Annotated in this window: 15 protein-coding genes and 1 tRNA gene; 15 read left to right on the forward strand and 1 reads right to left on the reverse strand. The window is 56.5% G+C overall.

What is annotated here, in order from left to right; genetic code table 11:
• Positions 1–179 precede the first annotated feature (179 nt).
• From gyrA to Q1A74_RS02755, 14 genes are all read left to right on the forward strand, one after another.
• A complete protein-coding gene (gene gyrA / locus Q1A74_RS02690; RefSeq protein ID WP_299593826.1) occupies positions 180–2771 on the forward strand; it encodes a DNA gyrase subunit A in 2592 nt (863 codons plus the stop codon).
• A 205-nt stretch (positions 2772–2976) separates the two neighbouring features.
• Positions 2977–4056, forward strand: coding sequence for a 3-phosphoserine/phosphohydroxythreonine transaminase (gene serC, locus Q1A74_RS02695; RefSeq protein WP_299592142.1), 1080 nt, complete (start codon positions 2977–2979; stop codon positions 4054–4056).
• A gap of 41 nt (positions 4057–4097) precedes the next feature.
• Positions 4098–5201, forward strand: coding sequence for a prephenate dehydratase (pheA, locus tag Q1A74_RS02700; RefSeq protein ID WP_299592143.1), 1104 nt, complete (start codon positions 4098–4100; stop codon positions 5199–5201).
• Positions 5202–7460, forward strand: a complete 2259-nt coding sequence (locus Q1A74_RS02705; protein ID WP_299592145.1) for a bifunctional prephenate dehydrogenase/3-phosphoshikimate 1-carboxyvinyltransferase — start codon at positions 5202–5204, stop codon at positions 7458–7460. It abuts the gene before it with no gap.
• A 98-nt stretch (positions 7461–7558) separates the two neighbouring features.
• Positions 7559–8248: a (d)CMP kinase gene (gene cmk / locus Q1A74_RS02710; RefSeq protein WP_299592147.1), complete on the forward strand. Its 690-nt coding sequence runs from the start codon at positions 7559–7561 to the stop codon at positions 8246–8248.
• 183 nt (positions 8249–8431) lie between these two features.
• Positions 8432–10111 (forward strand): 30S ribosomal protein S1, encoded by a 1680-nt coding sequence (gene rpsA, locus Q1A74_RS02715; protein WP_299592149.1) that lies wholly within the window; start codon positions 8432–8434, stop codon positions 10109–10111.
• Between the two features lie 140 nt (positions 10112–10251).
• Positions 10252–10557, forward strand: coding sequence for an integration host factor subunit beta (ihfB, locus tag Q1A74_RS02720; RefSeq protein WP_299592151.1), 306 nt, complete (start codon positions 10252–10254; stop codon positions 10555–10557).
• Positions 10558–10757: 200 nt separating this feature from the next.
• Positions 10758–11066, forward strand: a complete 309-nt coding sequence (locus Q1A74_RS02725; RefSeq protein ID WP_299592153.1) for a LapA family protein — start codon at positions 10758–10760, stop codon at positions 11064–11066.
• A 1-nt stretch (position 11067) separates the two neighbouring features.
• Entirely contained in the window at positions 11068–12258 is a 1191-nt protein-coding gene (lapB, locus tag Q1A74_RS02730) for a lipopolysaccharide assembly protein LapB (RefSeq protein WP_299592155.1), read from the forward strand.
• Positions 12259–12340: 82 nt separating this feature from the next.
• On the forward strand, positions 12341–13045 hold the full coding sequence (pyrF, locus tag Q1A74_RS02735) for an orotidine-5'-phosphate decarboxylase (RefSeq protein ID WP_299593828.1): 705 nt from the start codon (positions 12341–12343) through the stop codon (positions 13043–13045).
• Between the two features lie 166 nt (positions 13046–13211).
• Positions 13212–13508: a ComEA family DNA-binding protein gene (locus Q1A74_RS02740; protein ID WP_299592157.1), complete on the forward strand. Its 297-nt coding sequence runs from the start codon at positions 13212–13214 to the stop codon at positions 13506–13508.
• A 91-nt stretch (positions 13509–13599) separates the two neighbouring features.
• Complete coding sequence (locus Q1A74_RS02745; protein ID WP_299592159.1) at positions 13600–14556, forward strand: NAD(P)-dependent oxidoreductase; 957 nt, start codon at positions 13600–13602, stop codon at positions 14554–14556.
• Between the two features lie 23 nt (positions 14557–14579).
• Entirely contained in the window at positions 14580–15449 is an 870-nt protein-coding gene (locus tag Q1A74_RS02750; RefSeq protein ID WP_299592161.1) for a glycosyltransferase family 4 protein, read from the forward strand.
• Between the two features lie 38 nt (positions 15450–15487).
• Positions 15488–17521, forward strand: a complete 2034-nt coding sequence (locus Q1A74_RS02755) for a nucleoside-diphosphate sugar epimerase/dehydratase (protein WP_299592163.1) — start codon at positions 15488–15490, stop codon at positions 17519–17521.
• 199 nt (positions 17522–17720) lie between these two features.
• Here the strand turns inward: Q1A74_RS02755 and Q1A74_RS02760 are convergent.
• Positions 17721–17796, reverse strand: a tRNA-Asn gene (locus Q1A74_RS02760).
• A gap of 236 nt (positions 17797–18032) precedes the next feature.
• Between Q1A74_RS02760 and uvrB the strand changes: the two genes are divergently transcribed.
• Positions 18033–20045 (forward strand): excinuclease ABC subunit UvrB, encoded by a 2013-nt coding sequence (gene uvrB, locus Q1A74_RS02765; protein WP_299592165.1) that lies wholly within the window; start codon positions 18033–18035, stop codon positions 20043–20045.
• The last annotated feature ends 6 nt before the right edge of the window (positions 20046–20051 follow it).

Here is a 20051-nt window from a genome sequence, read left to right on the forward strand (position 1 = left end):
ACAAGTCGTCCTTCCCTGCGCCAATTGTGGTAGAATCGCCCGCTTGATCGGGGCTGTGACCAGTGAGCCCCACCTGTTTCCCGGCCTTTGGCAGTGCCGCCCGACGAAGGGGTGTAGTGCCAGGGCTGAAGAGGGGCCAGCCCTGCTGGCGGCGTTAACGATAAGGAATGCCTGAAAACATGGGCGAAATAGCCAAAGAAATTTCTCCGATCAATATCGAAGAAGAGCTGAAGCAATCCTACCTCGACTATGCGATGAGCGTGATTGTAGGCCGCGCGTTGCCAGATGTGCGTGATGGCCTGAAGCCGGTTCACCGGCGCGTGCTCTACGCCATGAACGAACTCAAAAACGACTGGAACAAGCCGTATAAAAAGTCCGCCCGTGTGGTGGGTGACGTCATCGGTAAATACCACCCGCACGGCGACAGTGCGGTGTACGACACCATTGTGCGTATGGCGCAGCCATTTTCTCTGCGTTATATGCTGGTGGATGGCCAGGGCAACTTCGGTTCCATCGATGGTGACAGTGCGGCAGCCATGCGTTACACCGAAATTCGCATGGACAAGCTGGCGCACGAGCTGCTGTCCGATCTCGATAAAGAAACCGTCAATTTTGTCGACAACTACGATGGCTCCGAGCAGATGCCGGAAGTCCTGCCGTCGCGGGTACCGAATCTGCTGGTAAACGGTTCTTCCGGTATTGCCGTGGGTATGGCGACCAATATCCCACCGCACAATATGAGTGAAGTGGTGCGGGGCTGTCTGGCGCTGATCGACAACAGCGAGCTGACCATCGATGATTTGATGGAATATATCCCGGGCCCTGATTTCCCCACTGGCGCCATTATCAATGGCCGCGCCGGTATTCTGATGGCCTACCGCACTGGCCGCGGACGTATCTATATTCGCGCGAAAGCGGAAGTGATCCGCGATGACAAGACCAATCGCGAAACCATCATCGTTCATGAGATTCCGTACCAGCTGAACAAGGCGCGCCTGATCGAGCGTATTGCCGAGCTGGTAAAAGAGAAGAAAATCGAAGGCATTTCCGAGCTGCGCGACGAGTCCGATAAAGACGGCCTGCGCGTAGTGATTGAGCTCAAGCGCGGCGAGCTTGGCGATGTGGTATTGAACAACCTTTACTCCCAGACCCAGCTGGAAAGTGTGTTCGGTATCAATATGGTGGCTCTGGTGGATGGCCAGCCCAAGTTGCTGAATTTGAAGCAGCTGCTGGAATATTTTATCCGTCACCGCCAGGAAGTCGTTACCCGCCGTACGGTATACCTGCTGCGCAAAGCGCGTGAGCGTGGGCATATCCTGGAAGGTCTGGCGATTGCGATCTCCAATATCGACCCGGTGATTGAGCTGATCAAAGCGTCCGCTACGCCGGCAGAAGCGCGTGAAGCCTTGCTGGCCAAGGGCTGGCCGGTTGGCGAGGTGGAGCAGTTTCTGGAGCGCGCCGGCGCAGACGCCTGTCGTCCGGACGACCTGCCAAAAGAGTTTGGTTTGCGCGATGGTAGCTACTATCTCTCGCCCGCCCAGGCCCAGGCCATTCTCGAACTGCGTCTGCACCGCCTCACGGGGATGGAGCACGACAAGTTGCTGGCCGAGTACAGTGAGCGCCTGGAGCAGATCGCTGAGTACCTGGAAATTCTGGGTAGCCCTGAGCGCCTGATGCAGGTGATTCGCGACGAGCTGGAAGTGCTGGAAAAGGAGTTTGGCGATGAGCGTCGTTCCGAGATTGTCGCGTCCCGTCAGGACCTCTCCGTTGAAGACCTGATCACCCCGGAAGACAAGGTGGTGACCATTTCGCACGGCGGTTACGCCAAGAGCCAGCCACTGGCGGACTACCAGGCGCAGCGCCGTGGTGGTATGGGTAAATCCGCCACTCAGGTAAAAGATGAAGACTTTGTCGAGCACCTGTTGATTGCCAACTCCCACGACACCATCTTGTGCTTCTCCAATAAGGGCAAGGTGTACTGGCTTAAGGTCTATGAAGTACCTACCGCTGGCCGTGCCTCCCGTGGTCGCCCGATGGTGAACATGTTGCCGCTGGAAGACGACGAACGCATCAGTAGCCTGATGCCGGTGTCTGAATACGATGAAGATCATTTTATTTTCTTCGCCACGGCCAATGGCACGGTGAAGAAAACCCCGCTGACCGCCTTTTCCCGTCCGCGTAGTGTTGGCTTGCGGGCAATTGAACTGGAAGAAAGCGATCGCCTGGTGGCCACCGCTATTACTGACGGCAAGCAGGATGTACTGCTGCTGACCAGTGCCGGTAAAGCTGCCCGTTTCGCCGAGGAAAATGTGCGCTCCATGGGGCGCGTTTCCCGCGGTGTGCGCGGTATCCGTATGGCAGAAGGTGTGTACGTTATCGCCATGGTGATCCCGGAAGAGGGTGGCTCGGTGATGATGGCCACCGAAAACGGCTACGGCAAACGCACCGCTACTGCGGACTTCCCGACCAAGGGCCGCGGTAACCAGGGCGTGATTGCGATTGCCTCCAGTGAGCGAAATGGTGAGCTGGTCGGTGCCTGTCAGGTGCATTCCGGTGAGGAAATCATGTTGATTTCCGATCAGGGCACCCTGGTGCGTACCCGGGTCGATGAAGTATCCGAGTTGGGGCGTAATACCCAGGGGGTTCGCGTTATCCGCCTGAAGGAAAATGAGAACCTGGTGGGCCTGGCGCGGATTCAGGAAGCGGAAGCTCCCGAAGGTGAGGGTGGTGAAGGCGGCGAAGCAGCTGAAGACGGCGCTGCTGAGGAGTAACAACAGATTCCTCTTTCCCCTCAAAAAAGGCTGCGATCACTCGCGGCCTTTTTTGACTTTAACGGGTAGAGCTGGCCTGCGGTCGAAAGATCTGTAATCGAGAGGTGCCTAAACGGGGTTTTTGTATCTCGACTTTTCTCTCTGGGCCAAAGTTTTAATTCAATTCGATCAAATTCAACTTTGTTTTCTCTGTGGAAGTGAATCAATGAGAAAGTTTAATTTCTGTGCGGGACCTGCGGCACTGCCGGAACCAGTGTTAAGGCAGGCGCAGGAAGAGTTGCTGGACTGGCAGGGCGCTGGCTGTTCGGTAATGGAAGTTAGCCACCGCTCGCCAGAATTTACTGCGGTCGCGGAAGAGGCTGAGCAGGATCTGCGAGATCTGCTGAGCATCCCCGACAATTACAAGGTGCTGTTTTTACAGGGCGGGGCAACGGGGCAGTTCAGCGCCATTCCCTGGAACCTGCTGGGCGCTGGTAGTAAAAAAGCGGATTACATCCACACGGGCCAGTGGGCGGATAAGGCGATCAAGGAGGCGCGCCGATACGGTGATGTGAATATCGTGGCGTCATCGGAAGATCGCAATTTCTGTTACGCGCCGGCCGCAGATGCCTGGCAGGAAAGCGACGATGCGGCGTATTTCCACTACACGCCCAATGAGACAATTGGTGGCGTGGAGTTTCCGTATATCCCGGAAGTGCAGAGCCCGCTGGTTGCAGACATGTCTTCGACCATTCTGTCGCAACCGATTCCGGTGGAGAAGTTCGGTTTTATCTATGCGGGTGCTCAGAAAAACATTGGCCCGTCTGGCATTGCGGTGGGTATTGTGCGCGATGACCTGCTGGATCGGGCACTGCCGGGCATTCCGCGCAGCCTGAACTGGAAGGTTGCTGCAGATGGGCAGTCCATGGATAACACCCCACCCACCTTTGCCTGGTATCTGTCGGGCCTGGTGTTCAAGTGGCTGAAAGCCCAGGGTGGCGTTGACGCCATGGCCGAACTGAGCTTGAAAAAGTCCGGGCTGCTGTACGATTTCCTTGATCGTAGTGCATTTTTCTCGAGCCCGGTGGCGGTGGAAAGTCGCTCGCGCATGAACGTACCTTTTGTGCTGGCGGACGATGCTCTGGACAAGCAGTTCCTGAAAGAGTCGGAAGCTGCTGGTCTGCTGGCCCTGAAGGGGCATCGCTCCGTCGGTGGTATGCGCGCCTCGCTTTACAACGCTGTTCCACTGGAAGCAGTGGAAACGCTGGTCGCGTTTATGGCGGATTTTGAACAGCGCCACGGCTGATTGTGAACAAGCAACGGAATTTACATTGTTAGGCGAGAATTATGTCTGAAGACAAGCCAAAGCAGGACGAGCGCCTGCTGGAACTTCGCGATCGCATCGACAGTCTCGATAGCGATATCGCGCGGCTGATTTCCGAGCGTGCCAACTGCGCGCTGGAAGTGGCAGAAGTGAAAAAAAGTAACGGCGAAAATGCGCTGTATTACCGCCCTGAGCGGGAAGCGCAGGTACTGCGTCGGGCCATGGAGCGAAACCCTGGCCCCTTGACCAACGAGGAGTTGGCGCGGTTGTTTCGCGAGATCATGTCTGCCTGTCTTGCTCTGGAAGAGCCGATCAAGGTGGCTTACCTGGGCCCGGAAGGAACCTTTACCCAGCAGGCGGCGTTGAAGCACTTCGGCCATTCCGCCGTATCCAAGCCGTTGTCGGCCATCGATGAAGTATTCCGCGAAGTAGAAGCAGGCGCGGTCAATTACGGTGTGGTGCCGGTGGAGAACTCCACCGAGGGTGTGGTGAATCACACCCTGGACAACTTTATGACTTCCAACATGAAAATCTGCGGTGAGGTGGAGCTTCGGATTCACCAGCACCTGATGATTTCTGATATTACTCGCAAAGACTCTATCACCCGTATTTATTCCCATGCCCAGAGCCTGGCGCAGTGCCGCAAGTGGCTGGACTCCTACTACCCGAATGTGGAGCGTGTAGCGGTTGCGAGTAATGCGGAGGCCGCCAAGCGGGTAAAAGGTGAGTGGAATGCCGCGGCCATCGCCGGTGATATGGCGGCAGATATGTACGGCCTGAAAATCCTGAATGAAAAGATTGAGGATCGCCCGGACAACTCCACTCGTTTCCTGATCATCGGCTCCCAGGCAGTGCCTGCCAGCGGCGATGACAAGACCTCACTGATGGTTTCCATGCGCAATGAGCCGGGTGCGCTGCACGATCTGCTGGTGCCGTTCCAGACACACAAGATTGATTTGACCCGCGTAGAAACCCGCCCGTCACAAAGTGGCAACTGGACCTATGTGTTCTTCATCGATTTTGTTGGCCACCGCGACAGCGAAAATGTCGCCGCTGCACTGAAAGATGTAGGTGCCTGCGCCGCTGATATGAAAGTGCTCGGATCATACCCTCGCGGAGTATTGTAAATGCCGGATCTAGGGAAGGGGGCAAAGCAGGGTGCTGTGGGCCGTTTGGTTGTTGTAGGTATCGGGCTGATTGGCGGCAGTTTGGCGCTGGGGCTCAGGGCCGCGAGCGGGTGCCGCGAGATCATCGGTGTCGCGCGCCGCGCGCAAACCGGTGAGCAGGCTGTCGCCCTTGGTGTGGTGGACCGGGCGGTTACCGATCTTGCCGAGATTTTGCCCGAGCTGGAAGCGGGGGATGTGATTTTTGTCGCGGTGCCGACTCTGACGGTGGAAGCGGTTTTCGCGCAACTAAAAGGTCGCCTGCCTGGCGGCGTGACGGTAACCGACGGTGCCAGCGTAAAGGGCAGTGTTGTTGCTGCGGCAAAGAATGTTTGGGGGGTGGTGCCGGAATTTCTGGTGCCCGGTCACCCCATCGCAGGTTCCGAGCAGAGCGGTGTTACTGCGGCGCGGGACGATCTGTATATTGCCCACCGTATTATTCTTACGCCGCTGGCAGAGACCGCGGTAGAGCATACCCAGCGCATTCAACGCATGTGGGAAGCGGTGGGTGCGGAAGTATTGACCATGCCGGTGGAGGAGCACGATGAAGTGCTCGCCGCTACCAGCCACCTTCCCCATGTGATCGCCTTCGGCCTGGTGGATACTCTGGCCCACGATGCGGAAAACGAAAATATTTTCCGTTATGCCGCCGGCGGTTTTCGTGATTTTACCCGCATCGCCTCCAGCGATCCGGTCATGTGGCGGGACATCATGCTCGCCAATCGCGATGCGATTTTGCAGTCGATTGATCTCTACACCTCCAACCTGAATTCACTGCGCAGTGCCATTGCCAGCGGCGACAGCGAACATCTGATGGGGGTATTTACCCGGGCCAAGGCGGCACGGGATCACTTCACCAAAATGCTGGCCAAAAAAGCGTATACGGAAACTATGGAAGCGAACGAAGTAACTTTTATTGCCCACCCGGGCGGTGCGGTCAATGGCGAACTGCGGGTACCCGGTGATAAGTCCATGTCACACCGCTCGATCATGCTGGGCTCCCTGGCGGAAGGCATTACCGAGGTGGAAGGGTTTCTGGAGGGGGAGGATGCTTTGGCCACCCTGCAGTCATTCCGTGATATGGGTGTTGTGATCGAAGGTCCGGTGAACGGTCGCGTTACCATTCACGGTGTTGGTCTGCATGGCCTGCAAGCGCCTCCCGGGCCGCTTTACGTGGGCAACTCGGGCACCTCCATGCGTTTGCTGGCCGGACTTCTGGCTGGGCAGGCGTTTGACACGGTGCTTACCGGCGATGAATCCCTGTCCAAGCGCCCGATGAATCGTGTGGCCAATCCACTGCGTGAAATGGGTGCGGTGGTCGAAACCGGTGAAGATGGCCGTCCGCCGCTCAAAATTAAGGGTGGTAACAAGCTAAGGGCCATCGATTACACCTTGCCCATGGCCAGTGCCCAGGTGAAATCCTGCGTTCTGCTGGCGGGACTCTACGCCGAAGGGGAAACCAGCACCACGGAACCTGCCCCCACTCGCGATCACACCGAGCGTATGCTGGCCGGGTTTGGCTATGAAGTGCAGCGCGACGGTCCCCGTGCCAGCCTGAGCGGTGGCGGCAAATTGACCGCTGGACATATCGATGTACCCGCAGACATATCTTCCGCAACCTTCTATATGGTGGCGGCTTCCATTGCGCCGGGCTCCGATGTGTTGTTGCAACACGTAGGGATCAATCCTACCCGTGACGGTGCGATTAACATCCTGCGGGAAATGGGTGCGGATATCACGCTGGAGAACCAGCGCGAAGTTGGCGGTGAGCCAGTGGCAGATATTCGTGTGCGCTACGCGCCACTGAAAGGTATCCAGGTCCCGGAAGATCAGGTCCCCCTGGCCATTGACGAGTTCCCGGCCATTTTCGTGGCGGCTTCCTGTGCGGAAGGTGAAACGGTACTAACTGGCGCGGAAGAGTTGCGGGTTAAGGAGAGTGACCGTATTCAAGCCATGGCGGATGGCCTCAAGATTCTGGGCATTGATGCTGAGCCAACTCCGGACGGTATCGTGATCCAGGGTAAAGGTGGCAGCGAATCTCCGGTGTTTGGTGGTGGGGAAGTGGATAGCCTTGGTGACCACCGTATTGCCATGTCGTTTGCCGTTGCTGCACTGCGTGCGGGCGCGGATATTCGTATCCAGCACTGCGCTAACGTGGCTACCTCTTTCCCTAACTTTGCCGAACTGGCAACGGGTGCGGGAATGAACCTTGAGGTGCGCTAAGCGCACCTTGTGGGCATTGGGCGCGTGCGCCTCGGGTAATATTCCTGCCATCTGCAATACCAGCCAACTAAAGTAGTACCAAATTAGTGATGACTGATATGACCTCTATCCCTCCTGTAGTCACAATCGACGGCCCCAGTGGCTCTGGCAAAGGCACCATCGCCAAGCTGCTGGCGGACAAGCTCGGCTATGCACTGCTGGATTCCGGCGCCCTGTACCGCCTGACGGCGCTGGCGGCGCTTAATGCCGACGTGGCACTGGATGGCGACAATCTGGATGAGGCACGGGTCGCGGCAATTGCCGGCAACCTGGATATCCGCTTCGCTATTGCTGGCGGCGAGGTCAGTGCTGTGCTGGAGGGGAAAGATGTAAGCCGCGACATCCGCATGGAGCGAGTGAGCATGGCGGCGTCGAAAGTGGCGGCAATTCCCGCCGTGCGCGAGGCGCTGTTGCAGCGCCAGCGGGACTTCCGCGCACTGCCGGGGCTCGTCGCAGACGGTCGTGATATGGGCACTACAGTGTTCCCTGACGCGCCGGTCAAAGTCTTTCTGACCGCCAGTGCCGAAGAGCGCGCCCGTCGCCGCTTCGATCAGTTGCAGGGCAGGGGGGTTTCTGTTAGCCTCCGCGACCTGCTGGAGGACATCCGCGCCCGGGACGACCGGGATATGAACCGCGCAGCCTCCCCTCTGGCCCCCGCAGAAGACGCGGTGGTGCTGGATAGTACGGACATCGATATCGACGGTGTCCTGCACAAAGTACTGGACCTGGTGCAGCAGCGTATCGGCTGACAGGCATCGGCTAAGCTCCGGTACAGACAGATAGTTTTTTAACGACAGCGGCCGGGATCAGCCAGAATTGCCCGGCCGCTTTCGTAATCTAACCCGCGTGCTGGCAGCGCGGCGGGGTTTGCGCTGAAGATAGACACTTTTTATCGTCATCCACGGCCGAACCTACCCATATAGGTATGAGTAATGACCGAGAACTTTGCTGAGTTATTTGAAGAGAGCTTGAAGAGTGTTGAGATGGCGCCTGGCGCTATCGTGACCGGTATGGTCATCGACATCGATAAAGACTGGGTAACCGTACACGCGGGCCTGAAGTCTGAGGGTGTTATCCCGGCAGAGCAGTTCAAAAACGAGAAAGGCGAAGTCGATCTGCAGATCGGCGACGAAGTACAGGTTGCCCTGGAAGCTGTTGAAGATGGCTTCGGTGAAACCCGTCTGTCCCGCGAAAAAGCCAAGCGCGCTGAAGCCTGGAAAATCCTCGACGCTGCACACGCTGCAGATGAAGTGGTTAAAGGTGTTATCAGCGGTAAGGTCAAAGGTGGCTTCACCGTTGACGTGGCTAACATCCGCGCATTCCTGCCAGGCTCTCTGGTAGATGTACGTCCGGTACGCGACACCGCGCACCTGGAAGGCAAAGAGCTCGACTTTAAAGTCATCAAGCTGGACGCCAAGCGCAACAACGTTGTTGTTTCCCGTCGCGCCGTAATGGAAGCTGCCAACAGCGAAGAGCGCGAAGCTCTGCTGGCCAGCCTGCAAGAAGGCATGGCGATCAAAGGTATCGTGAAGAACCTGACCGACTACGGTGCTTTCGTAGATCTGGGCGGTATCGACGGCCTGCTGCACATCACCGACATGGCTTGGAAGCGCATCAAGCACCCGAGCGAGATCGTGAACGTTGGCGACGAGATCGACGTAAAAGTCCTCAAGTTCGACCGCGAGCGCAGCCGTGTATCCCTGGGTCTGAAGCAGCTGGGCGAAGATCCTTGGGTTTCCATCAAGGCTCGTTACCCGGAAAACAGCCGCGTGAAGGCGGTTGTAACCAACCTGACCGACTATGGCTGCTTTGCCGAGCTGGAAGAAGGTGTGGAAGGTCTGGTGCACGTATCCGAAATGGATTGGACCAACAAGAACATTCACCCGTCCAAAGTTGTCAATGTTGGCGACGAGGTCGAGGTAATGATTCTGGATATCGACGAAGAGCGTCGTCGTATCTCCCTGGGTATCAAGCAGTGTCAAGAAAACCCGTGGGATGCCTTTGCGCGTAAATTCGCTAAAGGCGACAAGATCTCCGGTAAGATCAAGTCCATCACCGACTTCGGTATCTTCATCGGTCTGGACGGCAGCATCGACGGCCTGGTTCACCTGTCCGACATCTCCTGGAACGAAGCTGGCGAAGACGCTGTACGCAAGTTCAAGAAAGGTGACGAACTGGAAACCGTTATCCTGGGTATCGACTCCGACCGCGAGCGTATCTCCCTGGGTATCAAGCAGCTGGAATCCGATCCGTTCACCGATTACGTTGCCACCAACGATCGCGGCAGCATCGTGATGGGTACCATCAAAGAAGTAGACGCCAAGCAGGCTGTCATTGTTCTGGCTGACGAAGTAGAAGGCGTTCTGCGCGCTTCCGAAATCAGCCGTGACAAGGTTGAAGACGCCCGCAACGCCCTGAAAGAAGGCGAAGAGATCGAGACCAAGATCACCAGCGTGGATCGCAAGAACCGCGTGATCAGCCTCTCCATCAAAGCCAAGGATCAGGACGACGAGAAGCAAGCCGTTAAGGATCACACCAAGAAGCAGGCCGAACAGGTTCAGCCAGCGACTATCGGTGACCTGATCAAGGCGCAGATGAATAACAAAGACTGATAAGGTCCTGTTATTAAAAGCCCAAAATCAATGATTTAGGGCTATGCGAAAGCCGGACTGGGGTTGCCCAGTCCGGCTTTCTATTAGATGATTGCCGCTATTCGAGAATAATCAATGACTTAGAAAGGATTGCGGACTGCATGACCAAGTCTGAACTGATCGATAAGATTGCTCTGAGGTTGGATCAGCTGCCGGTTAAGGATGTAGAACTGGCGGTAAAAGTCATGCTGGACACCATGTCGGGTGTTCTGGCAGAAGGAGAGCGGATCGAAATCCGGGGATTCGGCAGTTTTTCCCTGCACTACCGCGCGCCGCGAACCGGCCGCAACCCCAAGACCGGCGACTCCGTCGAGCTGGCGGGCAAATACGTGCCGCACTTCAAGCCGGGAAAAGAGCTCAGGGACAGAGTAAATCAGCAGATGCATCGCGCGTATGAAGACGCGTGATTGGCGCATCGCCTGTGTGTCGGGCTAATTTTTCGGTTACCCCGTGTATAGAGGCTATTGGGGCTGCTATAGGTAGTGCCAAAGGTCGTGCCAGAGATGGCACCGAAGATGTTGCCGAAAATAGTGCCGAGCTGATGACAGTGGGCTAACACTGTAACGGACTAAACGATTTTTCACTCCTTCCGGAGCCGGAGGTTTACTTGTCATTTCTGCGTTGGATATCTCGATTGCTATTTGGGGTACTGGCATTGGCCTGTATCGCCCTGGGGGTCTATTTCGCAGTCGATAACCCCGAGAGTATTACGCCCAGGTTCGCCGGGTTTGACCTGTTCCCGGGGAGTGTGGGTTTCTGGCTGATTGGATTTTTATTGATCGGAGCACTGCTGGGATTTTTAGCGAGCCTGCTGCCTTACTGGACCGAGCGTCGTCGGGTTAAGGCTCTGGAGCGCCAGCTATTGCGCACGGAGCGAGAGCTGCAGACAGTGCGACGCCAGGTTGCCGGAGAGTGAGTTGAGCGACCTGACGTTTTTCATTTTCATTTTTGCGGCCATCGCCATTGGGTGGTACCTCGGGCGAAAGAGCGGCAAAAAGAAAGGCGCGAAAAATAATCAGCATCAGGCGCTGGCGCAGTCCTATGCGCAGGGCCTTAACTACCTGCTCAGTGAGCGCCATAACGACGCCATTGAAAAATTCATTGATGCGCTGGAAGTCAGCAGCGCCACCTTCGAAACCCATCTCGCCCTCGGTAACCTCCTGCGCAAGCGCGGCGAGCACGACCAGGCCATCCGGGTACACCAGAACCTTCTCGCGCGCCCGAGCCTGAATCGCATCAGTCAGCAAAAGGCACAGCTGGAGCTGGCGCGAGACTATATCGCCGCCGGTTGGCTCGACCGGGCCGAGCGTCTACTGCAGGAGCTGGTGGAAACCTCTTCTGAGCTGCGTAGCACCAGTCTCGAATACCTGGTGGAGGTTTACCGGGATGAGCGTGAGTGGGCCAAGGCCATTCATGCGGTCAACCTGCTGCATGGGCGTCGATTCAAGCGGTTGCCGGAAGAGTGGGCGCCGATCCAGGCGCATTTCTGTTGCGAGCTGGCGGACGAAGCCATTAGCGGCAAAGATTACCTCAGCGCACGCAAACACATTGATGCGGCACTCGGATACGACCGTCACTCGGTCCGTGCCAACTTGTTACTGGGGCAAATGGAGCACTTGCTGGGGCGCCCACAAGAGGCAATTAAAGTCCTCGAGCGGATTCCTCGTCAAAGTCCAGACTATATCCCTGAAATTCTCGAGTTGCTGATTACCTGCTACGAAACGCTGGGGGATGAAGCTGGCCTGGTCACCTACCTTGAGCGGCTTCTCAAAGAGCATCCGTCAAATAGCGTTTTGATCGCTCTGACCGAGCGGATTCATCAGCAGCAAAGTGAGGCGGATGCGGCGGCATTTATCGGCAAGCAGCTGGCCATACGGCCATCCCTACGCGGACTCGGGCATTTTCTGAATCTGCACGTAGACAGCACCCAGGGCCGCGCGCGAGAAAATCTCTTTTTACTGAAAAACCTGATTGATCAGCTGATTGCCAGCCGCCCCCATTACCGCTGTAACAGCTGCGGTTTTTCCGGGAACCAGCTGCACTGGCTCTGTCCTAGCTGCAAGCGTTGGGACAGCGTGCGTTCTGTGAAGGGAATCGAAGGCGAGTAATCGCCAGCTATTTCAAGCGGTATTCACTTAATTCAATTTTTTGACCTTGAGGTGTCCATTGACTGACTCTTTTACTTCTCCTGTGCCTGTCTCTTCCCCGGTAATTGTCGCTCTGGATTACGACAACGCAGATGCAGCCCTGGCGATGGCGGCGCAGCTCGACCCGGCGGTGTGCCGTGTCAAAGTGGGTAAAGAGTTGTTTACTATCGCCGGCCCGGACCTGGTGCGAAAGCTTGTGCAGTCGGGGTTCCAGGTCTTTCTGGATCTGAAATTTCACGACATCCCCAACACGGTGGCGGCTGCGGTACGCGCTGCAGCCAATCTGGGTGTGTGGATGGTCAATGTCCATGCCATTGGTGGCGAGCGGATGATGCTGGCGGCTGCCGAGGCCCTGGCACCGCTGGGAGATGATCGCCCGCTGTTGATCGGTGTTACCGTGCTGACGAGTACGGCGGAAGATGAGTTGGCGCCGGTAGGGGTAAATCGCCCATTGAAAGAGCAGGTGATTGCGCTGGCTGAGCTGGCAAAAAAAAGCGGCCTAGATGGTGTGGTGTGTTCGGCACAGGAAGCTGAAGCATTGAAGTCTGCCTGCGGCTCCGATTTCGCGCTGGTGACTCCGGGGATTCGTCCGGCTGGTACCGATGCAGGCGATCAGCGAAGAATCGTTACACCGGTAGATGCGTTGCACAACGGTTCCGATTACCTGGTGATTGGTCGCCCTGTTACCGGCGCAAAAGACCCGGCCGCAGCGCTCAAGGCGATCGTTGCCGATATAGAGAATGCCTGAATAAAACAGGCGTGCCAGTTTGTGACTGGCTGTATGCAAATGTAATGGCCTGTAATGGCCGAACTCTTAACTTGGCGAAAATTACTGGTAAAGTCCCGAGTGCCTGGGGAGGTTTGTGGTCCCACGGAGTGAAGACCCAACGTTAACCAATAAAAGGACTTTTTCCATGAAATTTATTCGACTCCCGCTTACTGCAATATTTGCTGTTTTCCTGATGCTGGCTCAGGTTCATTCGGCCAGTGCTGAAGATGTAGTTGTGCAGGAGCAGGTACAGGTAAATCTCAATTCTGCGACAGTGGAAGAGCTTTCAGCGGCACTGGAAGGGGTTGGCCCGGCAAAGGCGGAGCTTATCGTGCAGTACCGTGAGGCCAACGGAGGCTTCTCCAGCGTTGAGCAGCTGCTTGAGGTCAAGGGTATCGGGATGGCCACTCTGGATAAGAACAAAGATCGTATCGAGTTATAAAGAATTCAAAAAAGGCAGCGCGAAGGCGCTGTCTTTTTTGGTGGTGCTTGCGGAAGGCGAGCGTAAGATGTGTGAGGTTTGAAATTCGACAATGCGCTGGGTGGTGATTGGTAGTTCCGGCTATATCGGTTCAGCGCTGTGCCGTTACCTGGTGCAGGCAGGAGAGCCGGTGCTCTCCGTCTCCCGTGCTGAATCCGGGCCTGTGGGCTGTGCGCATCGCCAGATTGTGGTATTTGACCCGGCACTTTTTTCCGACGTGTTTCAGGCTGGCGATATTGTTGTCTATGCTGCGGGGTTGGCGTCGTCCAGTGACTGCCGAAAAAATCCCGACCAGGCCGAGGTATTGAATTGCCGCCTACCAGCCGAATTGCTGGCGTTGGCGGATGCTGTTGAAGCAGAGCAGTTTATCTATCTCTCGAGTATCAAGGCGGTACGCGCGCCGGCAGGCGTTGTCGCGACGGAAGAGGGGGGCGTGCCCGCCAGTGATTCTTACGGTGGCAGCAAGTGGCGTGCGGAAGTGCAGCTTCTCGCTCGCAGAGGAGGGGTTCGGGTCAACGTTTTGCGGCCAGCGGCAGTTTATGGAAGCTATTGTGGTGGCGTTAGTGGTGGGGGCGGCAGGGGCAGCTCCGCTGTTGAGCCACTAACGCCCAAGCGTGCGATGAAGTGGAAGTACCGGCTGCGGGCCTGGTGCAGGGTGGTGCCGGTTGTTCCCGCTACGGGCTATCGAAGTGTTGTGGCGCTCGAGGACCTTATTGCAGCGATTGTGTGTGTCGGCGATTCACAATGTCGCCAGGAAATCTTCATTATTGCCGAGCCCGGTTATTACAATCTGGCATCCATCGGCACAGCAGCCAGTGGTCGATGTATAAAAAGTAGCCGAGGATTTACACATCTGGCTTTGTTTCCATTTAAGATCTTGGGATTTATGGGACTTAAGACAGGTTTCCTTGATGTGGGTCGGAGCGAGCTTTATAGTGCAGAGCGGCTCAAAACTCGGCTCAACTGGCAGCCGTTGCAGCGCTATAGTCGATTTCTGGGGGAGAATTAATGGGGGCAGTACTGGATCACTGGATGATTCCACTGATCACGGCATCTGCTGTCACGGTGGCTGTTTTATGGCTACTCCTTTCCCGCCTGGGACAGCTGGCGCTTGATACGCCCAATCATCGTTCGCTGCACGAAGTACCGGTTCCTCGCACTGGTGGTTGGGCGGTTATTGCAGGTATGGCCGTCGGTCTGATCGTCAGTGGCCTGTCGCTTTCTTTGCCGATGGTAGTCGCATTTCTAGCCTTGTTTGCGGTCTCATTGATTGACGACCTTCGGCCATTGCGGGCGCGTACGCGTTTTTTTGTTCAAATATTGTCCGTTTTGCTGGTGTTGTATGCGCTGGCGCCAGAAGTTTTGCACTGGGTTATCTGGATTCCTCTGCTTGTCGGCGGCGTCTGGGTGATCAACCTGTACAATTTTATGGATGGGATGGATGGCTTCGCTGGCAGCATGACGGCGATCGGGTTTGGTTCGCTCGGGATTATCTGTGCGTTTCAGGGTGCACACGCGCTGGCGGGGGTTTGCTTCCTGGTGGCTGCCTGTAGTGCCGTATTTTTGTACTACAATTGGCCGCAGGCGCGGATTTTTCTTGGCGATGCGGGCTCTACCGTAATTGGCCTCGCCGTTTTTACCGTCAGTGTTGCGGGCTGGCAGCAGGGCGTATTCCACTGGGTAATTCCGCTAATAATTTTTTGTCCCTTCTGGTTGGATGCAACGGCGACACTTCTGCTGCGGGTAGCAAGAGGGGAGCGCTGGTGGGAGGCGCACCGACAACATTTTTACCAGCGGACAGCGTTGAAATTTAATGTAAAGACTTCGCTTTTTATTGAGCTCGGCGTGATGTTAAGCACGTCTTTGGTGGCAGTGCTACTGGTAGTATCCGGGGTGGTTTGAAGGTTCCATTGGAAGGGCAAGATGTACTTGAGTAGTGAATGGATCACAATGATTCGGATCCGGATCATATTGGGGGAATGGTGAAGCGCTTTTATAAAGCTGCGCAAAAAAACTATAAGCCAGTATTGATGCTGTGCTATGACCTGTTGATGCTCACCGCAGCATTCCTGCTGGCTATGACCATTCGTTTTAATGGGGCAGCGCTGGTCACGGAACCTGCCATGGCACTCTGCCTGGGCATGACGCTGGTATCCAGTAGTTTCATCTTCCTTCGTCTCGGTCTGTACCGCACTGTTATTCGCTACATGGGGCAGCAGGCCATTGTCGCTGTCCTTCAGGGGGTCACTGCGTCCGCCGTGGTGCTCGCCGTTGCCTCCTACCTTACTTATGCCGGGGTCCCACGCTCGGTACCGGTCATATACTGGTGTTTTGCATTGATCACCGTCGGCGGCTCCCGCTGGCTGGTGCGCGTGTATTACCAGATGGCTCTGGAGATTCATAAATCCCGCGTTGCGATCTACGGTGCCGGCACCGCAGGCCTGCAGCTCTACAAGGGCTTGATTCACGGTGAGATGTACAAAACCGTGGCATTTTTCGACGATAACGCATCCAAGCAGAACACATTGATCGACGGCGTGCTGGTTTACAGTCCCGCCAATATCCTTGATGTGATCGCCGAGCGGGATATATCCGAGGTACTGCTGGCCATGCCGGGGGTGCCCAAGCGTCGTCGCCGGGAGATCACCCGCAGCCTGCGCGAGCGCGGTGTGGTGGTGAAGGTTATTCCGGGAATGGAAGAGTTGGTGGATAGTGCAGGTCGGGTATCTGACGTCTCCCAGATTTATGAGAACATTCTCGGTCGCGCCCCGGTCGAGCCGCAAAAAAACCTGGTTTCCGCGTCTATTGCCGGCAAGGTGGTATTGGTGACCGGTGCCGGTGGCTCCATTGGTTCCGAGCTGTGCCGCCAGATTATCCACTGGGGGCCGGCAAAGCTGGTCATGCTCGAGGCTTCCGAGTTTTCCCTGTACCAGATTGAGCGGGAGCTCCGTCAGCAACAGCTGGATGAAAACCTGTGCGTCGAGGTGATTCCGCTGATGGGCGATGTGCGCAATCGTGCCCGAGTCACCGAGATTATTCGTTCGTTCGAGGTGCACACCATCTACCATGCCGCGGCCTACAAGCATGTGCCGCTGGTGGAGCAGAATGTCGTGGTGGGTGCGGAGAATAATGTGCTGGGTACCTTGTCCGTGCTTGAGGCTGCAGAGGCTTCGGGTGTCGAGCAGTTTGTCCTGGTCTCTACCGACAAAGCGGTGCGCCCGACCAATGTGATGGGCGCGACCAAGCGTCTCGCAGAACTGATCTGTCAGGATTTCGGGCGCCGGTTCGGCCGTACCCGTGTCTGTATGGTGCGGTTTGGCAATGTGCTGGGTTCCTCTGGCTCCGTTATCCCGCTGTTTACTGATCAGATTAATGCCGGTGGCCCGGTCACGGTTACCCATCCCAAGGTCACCCGTTTCTTTATGACTATTCCCGAAGCAGCCCAGCTGGTGTTGCAGGCGGGTAGCATGGGGCGCAAAGGTGAAGTGTTTGTGCTGGATATGGGGGAGCCCGTGCGCATCCTCGATATCGCCCGTCGTCTTATCCAGATCATGGGGCACACCGTGCGCGATGAAGCCAATCCGGACGGGGATATTGAAATTCAGATTACTGGCTTGCGTCCCGGGGAAAAGCTCTACGAGGAGTTGTTGCTCGGTGACAAGGTAGCCGGTACCGATCACCCTTCAATTATGCGTGCCGAAGAGGAGCGCTTGCCCAGCGAGCAACTGCAAATGTTTATTGGTGAGTTGCGGGAGGCCTGTATCCGTCAGGACGCAGAGGGTGTGCATCGGATACTGGTGGAGTCAGTTAAAGACTATGCGCCCAAGCAGCAGCTGGTCGATACAGTGTGGACTCAGTCTGCCGCTGGTGAGGCGCTGGCTGCACTCAGTGAGGGGGCAGAGGTGAAGCAGTTGCCGCTGGCCGGGCGGAGCAGGGTGCGTCAGCGTTTAACTGGAGAGATGCCCGAGGTGTGATTGGCCGGCGGGTTGGATCAGGCTGGATCGAATGTGAAGAGGCCCTGCGTATTCCGCGGGGCTTTTTATTTTCCGCCTGATTTTCAGTCTGGGTGCCGGTTTTATCGGCTATTTATTTCCCGGCCCATTTTCTCAATCTTTTTTGAGGGGCAGAAAAAAGAAAACCCCGCGACCTTTTCAGGTGCGGGGTTTCGTTATTTGGCTCCGCCTGCTGGGCTCGAACCAGCGACCCAATGATTAACAGTCATTTGCTCTACCAACTGAGCTAAGGCGGAACTGTATATCTGCTCGGTTGCGTATGTGCTCCCGTTCAGATGGCGCGTATCTTATATAGCGCCTTGGGGGAGGTCAACCCCTTTTTTCAAAAATAACTCATTGATTTTGCAGTGTTTATTTTCTCGCCGGGCATGGGCTTGGCAAGGCGGATATTTGTCGTGCAGCGGTTAGTCCGCCTACAATTCTTCCTCAGGAGTGCGACTGTCGCACTGAGTAGATTTAGAGTAGACCCTTAATGGAAACGCGGCCATTCGAAGTAGTGAGCAAGTATGAGCCGGCGGGTGATCAGCCCGCTGCCATCGAATCTCTGGTAGAGGGGGTTGGCGACGGCCTGGCGCACCAGACCCTACTCGGGGTGACCGGGTCCGGTAAGACCTTCACCATGGCCAATGTCATTGCCCGGGTGCAGCGTCCCGCGATTGTAATGGCACACAACAAAACGCTGGCAGCCCAGCTCTACGGCGAGCTCAAGGAGTTCTTCCCGCGCAATGCCGTGGAGTACTTCGTTTCCTATTACGACTATTACCAGCCGGAAGCCTACGTGCCTTCGTCGGATACCTTTATCGAGAAGGACGCCTCGGTCAACGAGCATATCGAGCAGATGCGCCTATCGGCCACCAAGGCGCTGATCGAGCGCAAAGACGTTATCGTGGTGGCAACGGTGTCGGCCATCTACGGTCTGGGGGACCCGGACAAATACCTCAAGATGGTGTTGCACCTGGATCGCGGCGATATCGTCGATCAGCGCACCATTCTGCGTCGACTGGCGGAACTGCAGTACACCCGCAATGATGCGGATTTTCGGCGCGCCACCTACCGGGTGCGCGGCGATATCATCGATATCTACCCGGCAGACTCCGACCTGGAAGCAGTCCGCCTTTCGCTGTTTGATGAGGAGATCGAAGAGATCACTCTGTTCGATCCGCTTACCGGCGAGGTGCTGCACAAGGTTCCCCGCATCACCATTTTTCCCAAGTCCCACTACGTGACCCCGCGCGAAACCATCGTTAAAGCCATCGACCAGATCAAGGACGAGTTGGAGGAGCGGCTAAAGCAGTTGCGGGACAACAACAAGTTGCTGGAAGCTCAGCGTCTGGAGCAGCGTACCCGCTACGACCTGGAGATGATGCAGGAGCTGGGTTACTGCAACGGGGTGGAAAACTATTCGCGCTATCTGTCCGGTCGGGATTCCGGGCAGCCACCGCCCACCCTGTTCGATTACCTGCCGCACGATGCTCTGCTGTTTGTCGACGAGAGCCACGTAACCGTACCCCAGATTGGCGGCATGTACCGCGGTGACCGCTCGCGTAAAGAAACGCTGGTGGAGTACGGCTTCCGCTTGCCGTCGGCGCTGGATAACCGCCCGATGAAATTTGAAGAGTGGGAGAGGTTGTCGCCACAAACCATTTTTGTTTCTGCAACACCGGGCAAGTACGAGGCCGAGCACGCCGGTGCCGTCGTAGAGCAGGTGGTGCGTCCCACCGGGTTGGTGGATCCAGTGGTGGAGGTGCGCCCTGCGGCTACGCAAGTTGACGATGCACTCTCCGAGATTCACCGCTGTGTCGCCAAAGATCAGCGGGTGTTGATCACCGTGCTTACCAAGCGCATGGCAGAAGATCTTACCGAATATCTGAGTGACAGCGGTGTGCGCGTCCGCTATTTACACTCGGATATCGACACGGTGGAGCGGGTGGAGATTATTCGCGACCTGCGTATCGGTGAGTTTGATGTGCTGGTTGGGATCAACCTGCTGCGGGAAGGGTTGGATATGCCCGAGGTGTCCCTGGTGGCCATCTTTGATGCGGACAAGGAGGGTTTCCTGCGCTCGGACCGCTCACTTATCCAGACCATCGGCCGCGCCGCCCGGCACCTGGAGGGTAAGGCGATCCTGTATGCGGATCGCATCACTGACTCGATGCAGCGGGCGCTGGATGAAACCCAGCGGCGCCGCGAAAAGCAGTTGGCACATAACGCAGAGCGCGGGATTACCCCCAAGGGTATTTTCAAAAGTGTTGCCGACATCATGGAGGGTGCTATCGCGCCCGGTGTGCCGGCTCGCGGCCGCCGCAAAGTGGCGGAGAAGGGTGGAGCTTACAAAGCCGATCAGAAGCCGCTGACGGATCAGCAGCGCTGGGCCAGAATCGAAGAGCTGGAAGAGCAGATGTATCAGCACGCCAAAAACCTCGAATTTGAGGCCGCCGCCAAATTGCGCGATGAAATTACCAAGCTCAAAGAGTCGGCACCCTAGGGGGAA

The organism is uncultured Microbulbifer sp., assembly GCF_947504145.1.
GTDB lineage: Bacteria > Pseudomonadota > Gammaproteobacteria > Pseudomonadales > Cellvibrionaceae > Microbulbifer.